We start from the raw sequence: 15,329 nt of genomic DNA on the forward strand, positions 1-15,329 counted from the left end.
TCATGATGAAGCGATCATGGCTGCAAATACCTTTCGCTCTTCAATTAGTTATTGCTGCTTGCTTAACTATTATTGTATTTCTCGTTGCGATCACGTTCGGAGCAGCGGAAACTACGCTTAGCGATGTATATCATGCTCTATTCACATCTGTCAGCAACGAGAAAATAACGATGCTTGAAGAAATCCGTATTCCTCGTGCTGTGGCAGCTATGCTCATTGGCGCAGCACTTGCCATCGCAGGTGCTATTATGCAAGGAACGACTCGCAATCCATTAGCAGATCCTGGATTATTGGGTTTATCTGCGGGAGCTAACTTAGCTCTCGCTGTATCTATTGTGCTACTCCCTACAATAAGTACGTTTACAACGGTTTGGGTTTGTTTTATCGGTGCTGGTATTAGCGTTATGCTAGTCCTGGCAATTGGTTCTGCCAAGCGCGGCGGCTTCTCTCCACTTCGGATTGTATTAGCTGGTGCTGCAATTACCGCTTTCCTTAGTGCGATAACAGAAGGCATTGGACTGCACTTTCAGATTACAAAGCGAGTTTCAATGTGGACTTCAGGTGGCTTGATTGGTACTACATGGTCACAAATAAGTATCATTACGCCATTTATCATTATTGGTATTCTTATTGCGCTTTACTATTCGAGATCATTAACGCTCTTAAGTTTAGATGAAGAAGCGGCTACTGGATTAGGACAGAAGGTAACTAGAGTGAAAATTATTTTGTTCACCGTAGTCGTTATATTAGCTGGTTCCTCCGTCGCCCTTGTTGGTAATATGGCCTTTATTGGTCTTATGATTCCGCATATGGTGCGAGCAGTTGTGGGTAATGATTATCGCTACATTTTGCCAATGTCAATCTTTATCGGTTCAACCTTTATGGTGCTTGCCGACTTACTCGGTAGAATTGTTACTTCACCATACGAAACGCCCGCAGCTGCCATCGTGGCAATTATGGGGCTTCCTTTCTTCTTACTTATCGTTCGCAAAGGAGGTCGCAGCTTCTAATGCTACTCGCTCGTCAAACAAGAAAGCAACGTCTTACTATGCTTGTCCTTACGATACTACTACTTGCTACATTTATTGTTGGCATAGGGACAGGATCGTCGGCCCTTGGCTTCGATCGTCTATTCCCTACATTGTTCGGTGACGGTAGTTTTAAAGAAAGCTTTACTTTATTCGAAGTGAGATTGCCCAGAATTATCGTTACGTTGCTTGCTGGTATGGCACTGGCACTATCCGGAGCAATTTTGCAAAGTGTAACGCGTAATGATCTCGCTGATCCAGGAATTATTGGCATACATTCAGGTGCTGGTATTGGTGTAGCGTTATTTTACTTGTATGTTCCAACACAAGTACTAAGCCTAACTTTTCTACTACCACTTGCAGCATTCGGTGGAGCAGTAATTACAGCGATTATCATCTATATTTTCTCTTATGAGAGAGGCACAGGACTACAGCCTATCCGCTTAATATTAATCGGTGTCGGCGTTTCGATGGCATTGTCTGGCATTATGATTTTTATATTCTCTGCTGTTGATCCGTTCAAGGTTGAATTTATTACGAAATGGATGTCGGGTAATATATGGGGGGCCGATTGGCCGTATATATGGTCGTTACTGCCGTGGTTATTACTATTAATTCCGTATACGTTATACAAAGCTAACCGACTCAATATTCTCACCATGAGTGAACCAGCAGCAATTGGACTTGGTATCTCTTTGAATAGAGAACGTATCACATTAATGTTAACTGCTGTCGCATTAGCTGCTTCTGCTGTTTCTGTTGCTGGTAGTGTAGCCTTTGTTGGATTAATGGCTCCGCATATCGCTAAAGCGATTGTTGGTCCAAGACATCAGTTATTTATGCCCGTATGTTTACTGCTTGGCGGACTCTTATTAATAATTGCTGATCTACTTAGTCGTCTATTATTTCAACCGACAAGTTTACCAGCAGGGATTATGGTCGCGATTATCGGTGCGCCATACTTCGTCTATTTACTAATGAGAAAAATTTAGTTAGATAATGAAAGAGCTCGCAGTAAAGTATCTACCTGCTTACCTATAAGTTATTATAAGAGGTTTTTCAAAGAGGAGAGAATTATATTGAGAAAAGTATTCATGCCACTATTAATCGTATTCATGCTTATCATCGCCGCTTGCGGGAGTAATAACACAACGAATAATCCGAGTAGCAACACTAGCAATGCTACTACATCTAATAGCAATAGCAATGCAGCAAATAATAGTCAGCAAGAAGCAGCTACTACTGAACCTCAAATGGTAACCTATCAGTCTGAGTATGGTCCTATTAAAGTACCTGCTCATCCGCAGCGCGTTGTCATGCTTTCATCTGGTTATGTTGGTAACGTACTAGCATTAGGTGTCCCTGTTGTTGGCGTTGACAGCTGGGCAATTGGTAGTTCACTCTTTACAGATCAACTAAAGGATGTCGCAATTATATCAGAGGATGATGTTGAAGGCGTTCTTAACCTCGAACCAGATTTAATTATTGCGTCTTCAACTACAGCAAATTTAGAGAAGTATAAGGAAATTGCTCCGACGATTACTTATACTTACAATGCTTTAGATTATTTATCTCAACATGTTGAAATTGGTAAATTAGTAGGTAAAGAGGCTGAGGCTCAAGACTGGGTTGATGACTTCAAAGCTCGTGCCAAGCAGGCTGGTCAAGATGCGAAAGCTAAGCACGGTGATGAGGTGACAGTGACCGTTATTGAACACTATGCCAAACAAATGGCTGTATTCGGCAATAACTGGGGACGTGGAACAGAAGTACTTTATCAAGAAATGGGGCTTGGTATGACAGATAAAGTAGCTGAGATGGCACTTGCCGATGGCTACTATGCACTATCTGTAGAAGTACTTCCAGAATATGCTGGTGATTTTATTGTACTAAGTGATGACGGTTCTGATAATTCATTCAAAGAAACAGATACTTTCAAAAACATTCCTGCTGTAAGTAATGGTCATGTTATCGAAGCTAACGCTGCAGATTTCTTCTTTAATGATCCGATTACTTTAGAGTTCCAACTTCAATTGTTTATTAACGGTTTTCTTGGAAATTAGAATGTTAAGATGAATAAAGAGCTTGCGAGTTAATTAGTCTACCTCCATCATTCTGAAGGTAAATTAGTCAAAACTCGCAAGCTCTTTCTATGATCCGTATATTGTTTCGCGTGAAAGAATACTATCTGAACAAGCTTTATAGACAACTATAGACTATATTACGTAAACGCAAATGATGTTCAACTTCCATATTAGGAATACGTTGATGCATATAGACGATAGATAATTGCTCTGCAGGATCGATTAATGCGTATGTGCCTGACATACCTGTCCAACCAAATTCACCTATAGAACCACCAAAATGCGCTGCCGCAGGATCAATCAACGTCCTTACTCCTAGACCGTACCCATAGCCAGCAGTGTATGGATTGGTAAAGTCCTCTAATTGAGCAGCATTAAGCTGATTACTACGAATAAGATCAATCGTCTTCTTACCAATGATTTGATCCTTACCCAATCCGCCGCCATTTGCAAGCATTTGAGCAAATTTCGTATAGTCTCTTGGTGTAGAGTATATTCCCAAACCACCGCCGTTATAAATAGCTGATGGCTCGAAATTTTCATCTCCACGAGCCCACGCAGGTGCCAATTCGTTGCTAGTATTCAACTCATATAAAGGTACTAATCGAGCTTGTATATCGTTTTTGAAACGATATCCAGTATCATTCATCTGAAGTGGATCCAGTAGCTCCTGCTGAATAAATTGCTCAATCGTTACTCCACTTATAACTTCAACTAATCTCGCTACAATATCATGTGAATACCCATATGCATAGCGGGTTCCCGGCTCGAATAATAACGGTGCTTTGGCAATCTCCTTAATCAGTTGCTCTAATGTATAAGGACCTTGCTTGCTAAGATTACCCGTTAGCTTAGATAACTCTTGATGCGTTTTCGATTCGCCCCATTCGTATGGAATTCCTGAAGTCATCGCAAAAATATGTTTTACGAGGATTGGATTTTGAGCAGGTTTCACATGTACATTTCCGTTCAATGAAGTATGAACGACTTGCATATCTTTGAATTCAGGTAAATATAGATGCAATGGATCGTTCAACAGAAACTTACCTCGTTCAAAGAGTAACATTGCCGCTGTACATACAATTACTTTCGTCGTCGAGTATTGTCGATGAATGCTTCGATCATTCATCAATACCTTTTGCTCACGGTCAGCATAACCATAATAACCCTCATACATAAGTTCACCATTTTTCGTAACGACACAACCACAGCCTACGATGTCCTTATCTACAAATCCTTGTAATAAACGATCGATATTATGTAATCTATTCATACTATATGCCTCCTCATCGTTAGTTCACTTGGATAGCCCTCTATTCTAGTTTTCTCTTCGATTACATCATGTGATTGTAATATTTTAACATAAAATATTACACATATTCTGACTTCAGATGATTAATCATCCGCCGTATCGCATCGGCTACTACTTCCGGCTGCTCAGTCGGCACATGTCGATCACTATTAGGTGCTACTATAAGTAAACCTTCCTCCGATAATTTTTTCATATGTGCTGCTAGAGCATACCTTGCCTGCTTCAAATCATTCGAATCATCAACCATTTTACCGCCAATAATAACGGTAACAGGAATGTTTTTATAAGATTTTACTTTACGAACTTGGTTAAATGCTTGTTCAATATGAGCTTGCTCATTAGCTATTGTTTTCACTGTTTTGTTCAACGCGATTAACGTCCATATTTGTTGACGAATTGCCAGCGGATAATGATTGAATAATTGATGCAAAGGACGCTGTAATCTAAGTAATCCTTTTGCAACTCCAAAATAATTTAACAGCGTGTAGCGTTTATACCGCTTCTGTATTTTCAGTTGTTCTTTCATATACTGCTCAGGAAATTTATTCGTATGCTCGTCTTCATGTAATGCATCAACTAGAATAATACCGCTTACCTGCTTAGGATAACGATATGCGAACAAACGTGCATTAAGCGCACCATAACCATGACCTACAATAATAACAGGACCTGTAATCTTTTCTGCTAATAACAATTGATGTAAATCATCAACATGATCCATTCTCGTTCTTGGATAGCTGCCACTATCACTAAAGCCATACCCTGCGCGATCATAGGTAACAACTTTAGAGAAATGTTCCACCCGCTCCGCCACCATATGCCATGTAAGTGAGGAAGCACCGTATTCACTACCGTGATCGAATACAACGGTAGGCGCTTCTCTTTGACCTGTTACATGGATATGTAACTTTCTATGGCCAATAGTGTGTAATCTACCTGCATAATGATATCTATTCTGATTACGTCTATTCATTAGCATTTGAATCCATAGTAATGCTAGAATGACCGCTACTATACTACATCCGATAATAACCATACTGCACTTCCTTTACTCTATAGATAACCCTATAACTTTTCTCATCTATCATTCTAACAATTAATTAGAAGGTTTGCATCAGTCATCATACCCCATAATGTAACAAATGATATAGCCGCTATTGTATTTTAGTTGTATATTAATGTTATTGTTGTCTACGACCGACATTCTAAAACTATTTGCTTCAATTGATATTTTTTTTGGTTAACAATGCTACATTATTCACCGATCAATGGCTTAGCTTTATTCCAGGCGGATTTGATAAAAACATTGGGATTTCTCAATTGTGGGCACGACACTTCACAGTTGGAGGCATTCTTTATTAGTTCGATGGAAGCCCTACAGAAGCAAGGTTCTCTATTACAGTATCGGTTCAAGTTACTATTACGATCGACAATGGAGTAGCTTCTATCTACTATGACGGTACACTTATGAACAGCTTCAACAATTTCAAAGACCTATTTACAGGTGATACCGCAGAGGCCGCTCTTGGTGTGAATTACTGGGACACTCCAGTTATAGGAACTGTTAACGATCTAAAAATCTTTGACTATGCTCTATCAGATGCTGATGTTAAAGCTTTAAATTAGTTTAACACAACAAAAAGCCTACTATGTCATTTACGTTGGACAACGTATAGACATAGTAGGCTTTCTTATTAATTACGTTAACTACTCTCACTATAAGTAACGATAGCGAGCATTTTTCATCCATTGAATTATTGAACGGTTAGATTGTACGTAGAGATTTTATCTGTAATAGCTTTTGCTGCACTATCTAATGCCGCTTGAGGTTCTTTAATTCCTGTTAATGCTTCTTCAATAGCACTTTCAACGATTTGACGAGCTTCAGGGAATACACCCATTACTGCCCCATTAGATGCTGTACTAGGCTTAGATGCATGAAGCTGATCGATAGCAGTTTGGAATTGCGGATACTTTGCTAGATTATCAATAATAAGCTGTTGATCATAAGCCTTCTTCGTAATTGGGAAGTAGCCAGTATTCACATTCCAATAAGCTTGTGTTTCTGGCTTCGCTAAATATTTAATAAATTCCCATGCCGCTTGTTGTTCCTCATCGGATTTATTGTTCATGATCCATAGGCTTGCTCCACCTACAATAATCCCGCCGTCAGCAGCCCCTTCAGCTTTAGGCAGAAAGCCTGTGCCGATCTCAAACTGACCCTCTGCCGCATCTACCATGCCCCGAAGTGACGCAGTTGAATCCAACGTCATCGCTATTTGTCCTGCAAGGAATGCTTTTTTCGTATCAGCTGTAGCACGACCAAGATTCAAAACATTTCCACTGTCTACAAGTTCTTTCCACCAAGTAAGTGTTTGTAAACCAACTTCATTATTAAGTAATGATTCCGTTGCTGCCGCAGAACGACCATTACCATTATTCAAATAGTCGCTACCTTGATTTGCAAAAAACTGTTCCATGAACCAACCATAGATTGCGAAGGATGCACCAGCCTGTCCGTTCACTGTCAGTTTTTCAGCGTATTCCTTAACGTCCTCAAAGGTAGCCGGTGCTTTTTCTGGATCGAGACCAGCTGCCTTAAATAAATCTTTGTTATAGTAAAGAATAGCATTAGACGTGTTGAAAGGCATGGAATGCAGTTGTCCATCAAATGTGTAATAGTTCGTAATATTTTCTTCAAGCTGAGACATATCAAAGCCCTCTGCATCTACAAACTTTTGCATCGGCGTTGTAGACTTAGAATCAATCATAAAGCGTGATCCAATTTCGTACACTTGAATCAGGGAAGGACCTGTCTTAGAATCCATAGATGCCTTCATTTTATTTAAGCTTTCATCGTAAGATCCTTGATAAATTTCTTCAACAATAATATTAGATTGAGAGGCATTGAAATCAGTCACTAATTGTGTGACTGCACTACCAAGCTCACCACCCATAGAATGCCACCATACCACTTTAACTGGATCATTCGATGTAGCTGCTGGAGTTGGTGTTGCTTTGGTTTGGGATGCATCTGTTACGTCGCTAGTTTTGTTAGACGCATTATTTCCGCTATTTCCTCCGTTTGCACCACAAGCTGTAACAAAGATAAGCATTACAGCCATAATGACAGTCAAACTTAATTTCAATTTTGCTCTCATTCTTGTTTCTCTCCCTTTATCTCGTTTTTTATTTATATGGATCGCCTTACGGCGTTGCCACTGAGGCTATGTACTACTTCATCCTTTTACTGCACCTGCTGTAATTCCTCGAACCAACTGCTTCAAGCCAAGCACTAACAGTAAGAGCGAAGGGAGCAGAACGACCATAACACCTGCCAGCAAATTGTTCCAAGAGCTCATTTCTTCGAACTGCAACATACTAACCCCAATTTGTACAGTACGCATTTTTTCACTATTCGTCGTTAAAAGCGGCCATAGATACATATTCCATGAATTAAGAAATACATAGACAGATAAGGATGCAATTGCTGGACGGGATAATGGTAATACAATTGTGGCATAGTGACGTAGATGTCCCGCTCCATCTATCCGAGCTGCTTCGAATAATTCCTTAGGTAGCTGGAGAAAAAACTGCCGAAGCAGAAACACACCAAACGCTGATGCTAGAAAAGGAATTGTGAGACCCTGGTAAGAATCAAGCCAATCCCAAGATTTAATCGTCAAATAATTAGGGATAATGGTTACCTCCCACGGAACCATCATCGTAGACAGAAACAAAATAAACCAAAATTTTTTGAACGGAAATTCGATATAGACGAAGGCATATGCTGCCATTGAAGCGATACATACTTGTCCCACCATAATAGCTGTTGCAGTAATGAAACTATTGCTAATAAACGTCCCGACCGGTATTAAGCTAAATACATTCTCAATATTACCGAAGTACCATGATTCTGGAATAAGCTTTGGTGGATACAGTGTTGATTGCGCAGGATTCATAAATGCTTGCAGCACTGTATACAATAGTGGAAAAAGTACAATCACTGCAAACATGACTAACAGAATATAAACGAGCGAGTGATTCATAATATTCGTTGTTTTTCTCATTGATAGTGCACCTTCTTCTCTACAAATGCGAATTGAATGATAGTAAGCAGCAGCACTATCGCAAACAACACTAGTGCTAATGCACTTCCTGTGCCGTACTGATAATTAACGAAAGCTTCCTTATAAATGGAGTAAACTAACACTTCCGTTGAGCCTGCCGGACCACCCTTCGTAAGCAAATGAACTTGCCCAAACGATTGGAAAGCACCAATGATCGAAATAACTGAGAGGAAAAATAATGTTGGTGATAAAAGAGGTAATACAATACGTACAAATGCTGTAAGCGGTCCAGCTCCATCTATTTTGGCACTTTCCACCAAGTCATCTGGAATCCCCTGTAAGCCACTAAGCACAATGATGTAATTGAAGCCAAAGTTCATCCATACTGTCATGATTGATATCGATAGTAGTGCTATTGACGGATCTGGCAGCCATTGTATCGGTGAGATACCAACTAGCGATAATAAATAATTGAATACCCCTAGTGTCGGATGGAATAAGATAAGCCAAATTACCGCAGACGTACTAACTGACATCGCAAGCGGCATAGAAAACATAAATTGAAATATGCGCATGCCAGGTAATTTAATATGAGTAAGTGCAGCAGTTATAATCGCTAACACAATGCCTGCAGGTACAGTCAACAATGTAAATAGGCCCGTTACTTTCAAACTGTTCCATAATAACTCGGAAGCAAACAATGTTGTAAAGTTATCAAAACCTACAAATGCAGCAACTCTGCCTCTTGGATCTGTTAAGTGAAAGCTTAAGTAGACTGATTTGACTAATGGATAAAATAAAAATAGGCTAAACAGCAGTAATGACGGTGCTAGAAACAAATATCCGAGCGAGCTTTCCTTGATTTTTCTTAGCTTGTTAGACTTTACGCGCACTCTAACAAGGTTTCCACTTTTCAATCTCTGTAGCGTCAATTCCCCGTCTCTCATTTCCATCTCCTTATTACCACCTTCATATTTATCTACTCTATCTATCATAAAGGTGATTTGTTAATTGACTGTTATTGCAGCATTAAGATTTTGTGTGCATAATTGTTAAATTTATGTAATTTTATGAGCAGGCAAAACAAAAAAAAGAAGACATCACTGCATAAACACAGTGACATCCTCTTCTTGATAAGCAACTTTACTTTCAAAACTTTACTTATTTGTTATTGCAAGAAAGTTAATGATCATCTGAGCTAGCTCAGCTCTTGTTAATTGTCCTTGCGGATCAACAGTATGACCATTTTTACCTTGGATTAAGGACAACGCTTGAGCTTCACGAATATCGTTCAATGCCCACTTGGAAACATGATTCATATCCGTAAATTCTGCTTGTTCGGCTACATTTACTTTTTTGTCTGGATTAAGAGTACGATATGCTCTCATTAACATAACGACCGCTTCTTCACGAGTTACTTTATCCAATGGACGGAATTCATTATTATTACCTTGAACGATACCTAGTCCACTTGCTACAGTTACAAATCCAGCATAATAAGTATTGCTATTAACATCTGTAAATTGGTCACTAGCTTGTGGATCATAAATACCTAGTGATCTTATTAGAGCTGTTGCAAAATCAGCACGTTGGACATTTGCTTGAGGACTGTAATTGCTAGCAGATGTTCCATTCACGATATGGTTAGCTGCTAGAATGGAAATGCTGCGCTCTGCCCAATGATCAACGGTATCTTGGAATGCTTTCACATATTCCGCTACAAAGAATTGTCCCGATTGCGTAACATCAACTGAAATCGTAAGACCATCTACTTTACCGCCGACATAGACCGGTTGCCCATCGACTAGTTGATATACCCCTACAAAATCAGCATCTAGTGAAGTAATATCCAACACAAGTATCATCTTACCTTCAACTTCTCTAGATTCAGCTGCATTGACTAGATTAGTTGCTGTCAGCTTAACATCTAGAATATTACTTGCATGTTGGAATTCTTTTGCTAATTTATCCGTAGTTCCTGATTGTCCCTTCGAAGCTACAGTAATTTTCAACGACTCATCGCTAGCTAATCCACTCCAAGTTGAAGATGGAATAGTAATCGTTTGCCCGCCTACTATAATTTCTAGATCATGCTCATTCTGAGCTAATTGTGCAATAGCTTCTTTCGTTATCACAATGTCGACTGGCGTTCCATTCGTACTACTAACAGTAATAGAAGTGCTTCCCGACTCATCAGAACCAACATCTTTAATGTCGACCGTAATCGTATTGTTTGAAGCTTCTGGTTTGTTCTCAGTTTCATCTGGAGTTGGCGTTGACGGATTTGTGCCCGTTGACCCGCCTACTGTTGTAAAGTTCCAAATTGGTGAAACTAATTTACCTGAGAATTGGTCCGTTATTTCAACATACCATTCATAGTTTGTACTTTTCTGTAATTTCTCCCATTGAATCGAAGCTTCCGATCCACTAGCAACATTAGTAACCTCACCAATGACTTGCGCCGTGTGGATATTCACTTCAAAATAATCGGTAGCAACACGTTTGTTCATAACACCTAAATCTACATCCATATCGAATTCATCTTTACCTGGATATTCTGTCGGATCGTAGTAATTGTAATCATCCAAATATGGTGAGTACGTTTTGACATGAATTTGGTCATTATCTAGATCAAATTGAAGTAGACGAATATAACCTAATCCACCCATTTCGGCACCTTGATAATCGGCTAACATTTGATAAACTTTACGATCTATAATGCCATCACCATTATCATCGATTTCATCTACAAGAGTTTCCGCATCATGATAGTGACCGCTCAACGTAGCTATAACGTTAGGATATGGTACAACAACTTGCTCATATATTTCATCGGCAATTGGTGCACGATTATTAGAAACTAGCATATATTCATGGAACGCTAGAATAGCTTTCCGTTCCGGATGATCCTTCACAACCTGTTCAACCCAATCAATTTCTGCATCACCAATGTTCCAGCCCATATATACGATAATAAAATCAATACCGCCAGCAGAGATCAGATCATAGTGACCACGGTTATTTTGATACGATCCACCGTAAGTCTCCATATCTTTGAAGCGATCTTCACCGTAATGCTTCCAATAGTATGAGTAATCCCCGGTTTGATGATCAACATCATGGTTACCTGCTAATACACCGTACGGAATTTTTGCTTTCTCGATTGTTTCCATCGCTTTATTCGCAGCTTCCCATTGATAATCTTGATCCGCATCATCAACGATATCGCCCGTATGAATGATATAACGAATATCCATCGCCTCTTGGTTATCTACAACCCACTGCGTATTGGTCTCATAGATTTCAGGATAACTCTCTGAGTAATATTGTGTATCCGACATCCATATAAAGGAGAAGTCATATTCATCCTCAGTTACTGGTCGTTCATCCTGCACCATCACATTAATGACACCATTGTCATTATAGTCCCCTGCAGCAACTTTAGCTTCTAGCTTAAAGTCTTCTAGTCCAGCAATATGTCTGTCCAGTAAACCCCATTCTTCAACAGTAGGATTCCAAGCGTATAAGCTCACTTTTCTTCCTTCTAATGAATTCCCCTGCCAGTTAATCTCCACTTCATCAGTAGCAACTACAGATGAATCAAACTTGATCTCAAAACGTTGGTATGGGAACTGTTCCGTAGCATCCGTCGTATAGTATTTGCTATCTACTGCACTAATTTCTTGCAATGCCGTTGAACTCATCTTCGTCTCAGCTGAAGGTACTTTTTGCTTCGGCGGCTCTACAGTAGATCCACCATAATAAGCGTTAAAGCCCGCTGTACGTTTACTGTCATAATGGAAGCCACGTTTGAATAGAACCGACATTGCATCCTCTTGCGGATCAGTAACTTTAACCTTTAATGTCGGTGCTAGTCCAACATTTTTACTACCTGATAGCGGAGTAATCAGCTCGACCGCATTTGGGTTATCATTATCAATTGTAAATGTGACCGTTTCAACTGTGCGATTACCTACGGCATCCGTTGCTGTCACTGCAAATGAATAGGCTCCTGAAGCTAATGTACCCGTTGAAGTTTCATATGGCAACTCAATAATGTCACCATTTAATGTTGCCTCAACAGATTGAACACCAGCATAATTATCGGTAACTACTGTATCCAATGTAAACTCACCATGTAATACTTCATCATTAGTAATCGAAGGTACAATTGTGGGTGCTGTATTATCAACAATAACGGTTTGTTCAACTTCTTCATTACCCGCTACTACTTTAACAATATGCTCACCATCTTCTGTTTCAAGCGTGTTCCAGTCATAAGCAAGTGCCTGTAAGCTGTCGCTTGATAGTTCAAAATTGAATGCCAATGCCTCATTCATACCTGCGCTATCACCCATCTTGATGACAGTATCCTTATTATTGAAAGCTGGATCATAAATATTAGTGCCATCCGCTAATATTAGACGAACATTGCGTACTTTGAAATCATCTTTATTTTCTTCTGGACGATCATCGAAAGGACCAGACTTCGTACCTGCACGAATAGCAATTTCATTATTGCCAAACGCTAATCGCTCTGCTTCAATTGGAACTTTAATTGTTGTAAATGTGTTAATAGGATCAAGGAATGTATGCAGAATTTCCGTACCCATCGTAACGCCGTTTTTGAAGTAATAATTGACATCGTTCGCTTCAAATACGAAATACGCATCCGTTTCTAATGCTGCATAAGTATCCAAAGCCTCTTGTTCATCAACAAACAGTTGTAATTGTTCTGGAGTTAATGTACTTGAAGCACCTTTCAAAGTTGTAATGCCATTTACGATTTGATTATTATTCATATTCAATCGTGTACTATCATCTTTGCTGTTATTCGTAATATTTACTGTATAGGTAGAAGACGTTAAGCTATGCGGACCATCCGAATATTCGAAATAATACGTCACATCATTGCGTCCAATAAATTCAGTCGAGTTGACCGTATACGTAAATTGATCTGTTCTATTCTCATCGTATAAATAGCGCTCTGAATATGCGGAATCTTTATCAGTCTTGTAGTATAGAACAGCAGATTTCACACTTTCATTATCTGTAATTTCTGCTTGTATCGTAAGATCAGTGATTGCATCAACTTCAGTAACATTAGTTAGATTAATAAATACAGGTTCTTCGTTATCTTCAATTGTTTTCATAGGAACTGCCGGCACTTGATTCGGCAATACAAATCCAGGTGAAGAATCAATCGTACCTACTGCAAATTCAAACATATCTGTGTTGCCCACTTGATATTGATAGTGACTACCTTTGTTAACAACATTCGTAATTGAACCATCATAATAGGCCACAGAAATATCTTGATGTGTATTCGTACCGATAGCGATACCACGTCTAGAGCCATTCGCCAGTCCATCATTGTACAATTTAACGATATTTTCATTTTCAATTAGATTTGTCTGGAATTCTTTATTAAAGTCTGCAACCGTTAAACTTCCATTCGCAGAGTTAATATTCCAAAATACCATTGTATCCATTGCTTTAATAATAATATCCTCTTGCTTTGTAGCCCATACGACGTCAGCTATTCTACCGTTATCCGTATAGATGTAGTACAATTTGTAATCCTTAAAGTTAATGTCTTTATCTGTATTGTTGTAAATCTCAATAAACTCGTAAGCATCACTTCCACCTACATTATTACTGTTCGGCAGTAGCTCTGTTACGAGCATAATTGGAGCATCTTCACTAGTTGCGTCAGGATCAACAATCGTAATGTCATAGACTGGAGTTACGATTGGTGCTTGATCATCACCTACTACTTCTATGTAGTACGTTAGCTTATTATGGGATGTCAATTGGCTACTTACGATCGTAGCGCTTTGCTCAGTTAATGTACTACCTGCCATTTCCATTTCCGTGTAATCTGTCTCATCATCGAATTTATAATATACTTTTCCATCAACTGTACTTGTAGCATTAGAAATCGCTACCTCAATCACAAAATCATTCGTAGAGATCAAGCGATATGTGCTCGGAGTATGTTGTAAGTCAATTGGTACCTCTGTAACAATCTCATCAAGACGTAATAATTGATCTGGTGATATAACACCAGGAGAAGCATCAATTGTACCTGGATTGTCCATCATGACCATAGCTGTATCACCCGCATTAGGCATACGATAGAAAATACCTTTGTCTGGCTTCGTTTGTTCATCGTTTTGATATGAGGCTTGAGAAATTATTGTACCTTTATTATTCTCATCTAAAACTGTTGGATCAACAATTGCTAACGTTCTTGCTGCGCTATTAATCATTCCACCAGTAGTCTCAACTTTAAACAGATTCGTCCCTTCAACAAATTGAGTTTTGTAATTGCTATTGAATTGGTCGAGTGTCACCTTCTCGATAGCTTCATATTGTACCCATAATACGATAGCGTCGTGTGCCGGAATAAGTACACTCTCATAGGAAGCTAATACATTCCAGTGTATATCTTTCGCATCGTAACGATAGCGTAGTTCATAATCTTTGAACTCAATTGCCTCATCCGTATTATTATATATTTCAACAAATTCATAAGCATCGTTCTTATCTACATTGGCTGTATCAGGTACCAATTCTGTAATAAGTAGATCTGGTTTACCGTTTTTACTTGCAAAGCTCATGCCAACTGGTGTCATACTGAAAATCATAGCTACCATTAACAAAATAGCTATTCCTTTACGATGTTTAACTGCATACATGAATAAATTCCCCCTAATATTGATAAGTACAATGATAGAGGATGTATGTCATCACTATGTTTATTTCATATTAAGGTTCAGTAAAGACTGGTACAACTATTAGATCCACTTGGCACAACACAAAAAAGGAGCAT

General features: G+C 39.1%; 10 protein-coding genes. 4 read left to right on the forward strand and 6 right to left on the reverse strand.

Going from position 1 to position 15,329, the window contains the following annotated elements:
• Nucleotides 1–2: 2 nt before the first annotated feature.
• The 3 genes from AC1TPB_RS04390 to AC1TPB_RS04400 all read left to right on the forward strand — a co-directional run bounded on the left by AC1TPB_RS04390 (nt 3) and on the right by AC1TPB_RS04400 (nt 3,091).
• A complete protein-coding gene (locus AC1TPB_RS04390; RefSeq protein WP_482075366.1) occupies nt 3–1,010 on the forward strand; it encodes a FecCD family ABC transporter permease in 1,008 nt (335 codons plus the stop codon).
• Complete coding sequence (locus AC1TPB_RS04395) at nt 1,010–2,020, forward strand: FecCD family ABC transporter permease (protein ID WP_482075367.1); 1,011 nt, start codon at nt 1,010–1,012, stop codon at nt 2,018–2,020. The genes AC1TPB_RS04390 and AC1TPB_RS04395 overlap by 1 nt, the downstream gene beginning before the upstream one ends.
• An 87-nt stretch (nt 2,021–2,107) precedes the next feature.
• A complete protein-coding gene (locus tag AC1TPB_RS04400) occupies nt 2,108–3,091 on the forward strand; it encodes an iron-hydroxamate ABC transporter substrate-binding protein (protein ID WP_482075368.1) in 984 nt (327 codons plus the stop codon).
• Between the two features lie 136 nt (nt 3,092–3,227).
• Here AC1TPB_RS04400 and AC1TPB_RS04405 read toward each other — a convergent pair whose 3' ends face one another.
• Both AC1TPB_RS04405 and AC1TPB_RS04410 read right to left on the reverse strand, forming a co-directional pair.
• Nucleotides 3,228–4,385, reverse strand: a complete 1,158-nt coding sequence (locus AC1TPB_RS04405; RefSeq protein ID WP_482075369.1) for a serine hydrolase domain-containing protein — start codon at nt 4,383–4,385, stop codon at nt 3,228–3,230.
• A gap of 97 nt (nt 4,386–4,482) precedes the next feature.
• Entirely contained in the window at nt 4,483–5,460 is a 978-nt protein-coding gene (locus AC1TPB_RS04410; protein ID WP_482075370.1) for an alpha/beta fold hydrolase, read from the reverse strand.
• 383 nt (nt 5,461–5,843) lie between these two features.
• Here AC1TPB_RS04410 and AC1TPB_RS04415 point away from each other — a divergent pair, with 383 nt between their 5' ends.
• On the forward strand, nt 5,844–6,050 hold the full coding sequence (locus AC1TPB_RS04415; RefSeq protein WP_482075455.1) for a LamG-like jellyroll fold domain-containing protein: 207 nt from the start codon (nt 5,844–5,846) through the stop codon (nt 6,048–6,050).
• A gap of 128 nt (nt 6,051–6,178) precedes the next feature.
• Here the strand turns inward: AC1TPB_RS04415 and AC1TPB_RS04420 are convergent, their stop codons facing one another.
• The 4 genes from AC1TPB_RS04420 to AC1TPB_RS04435 all read right to left on the reverse strand — a co-directional run bounded on the left by AC1TPB_RS04420 (nt 6,179) and on the right by AC1TPB_RS04435 (nt 15,195).
• Nucleotides 6,179–7,585: an ABC transporter substrate-binding protein gene (locus tag AC1TPB_RS04420; protein ID WP_482075371.1), complete on the reverse strand. Its 1,407-nt coding sequence runs from the start codon at nt 7,583–7,585 to the stop codon at nt 6,179–6,181.
• 78 nt (nt 7,586–7,663) lie between these two features.
• Nucleotides 7,664–8,494 (reverse strand): carbohydrate ABC transporter permease, encoded by an 831-nt coding sequence (locus AC1TPB_RS04425; RefSeq protein ID WP_482062839.1) that lies wholly within the window; start codon nt 8,492–8,494, stop codon nt 7,664–7,666.
• Nucleotides 8,491–9,489, reverse strand: coding sequence for a carbohydrate ABC transporter permease (locus AC1TPB_RS04430; protein WP_482075372.1), 999 nt, complete (start codon nt 9,487–9,489; stop codon nt 8,491–8,493). The genes AC1TPB_RS04425 and AC1TPB_RS04430 overlap by 4 nt, the downstream gene beginning before the upstream one ends.
• A gap of 162 nt (nt 9,490–9,651) precedes the next feature.
• Entirely contained in the window at nt 9,652–15,195 is a 5,544-nt protein-coding gene (locus AC1TPB_RS04435) for an S-layer homology domain-containing protein (protein ID WP_482075373.1), read from the reverse strand.
• Nucleotides 15,196–15,329 lie beyond the last annotated feature (134 nt).

The sequence above is a fragment of the Paenibacillus sp. Y951 genome (genome assembly GCF_056786395.1).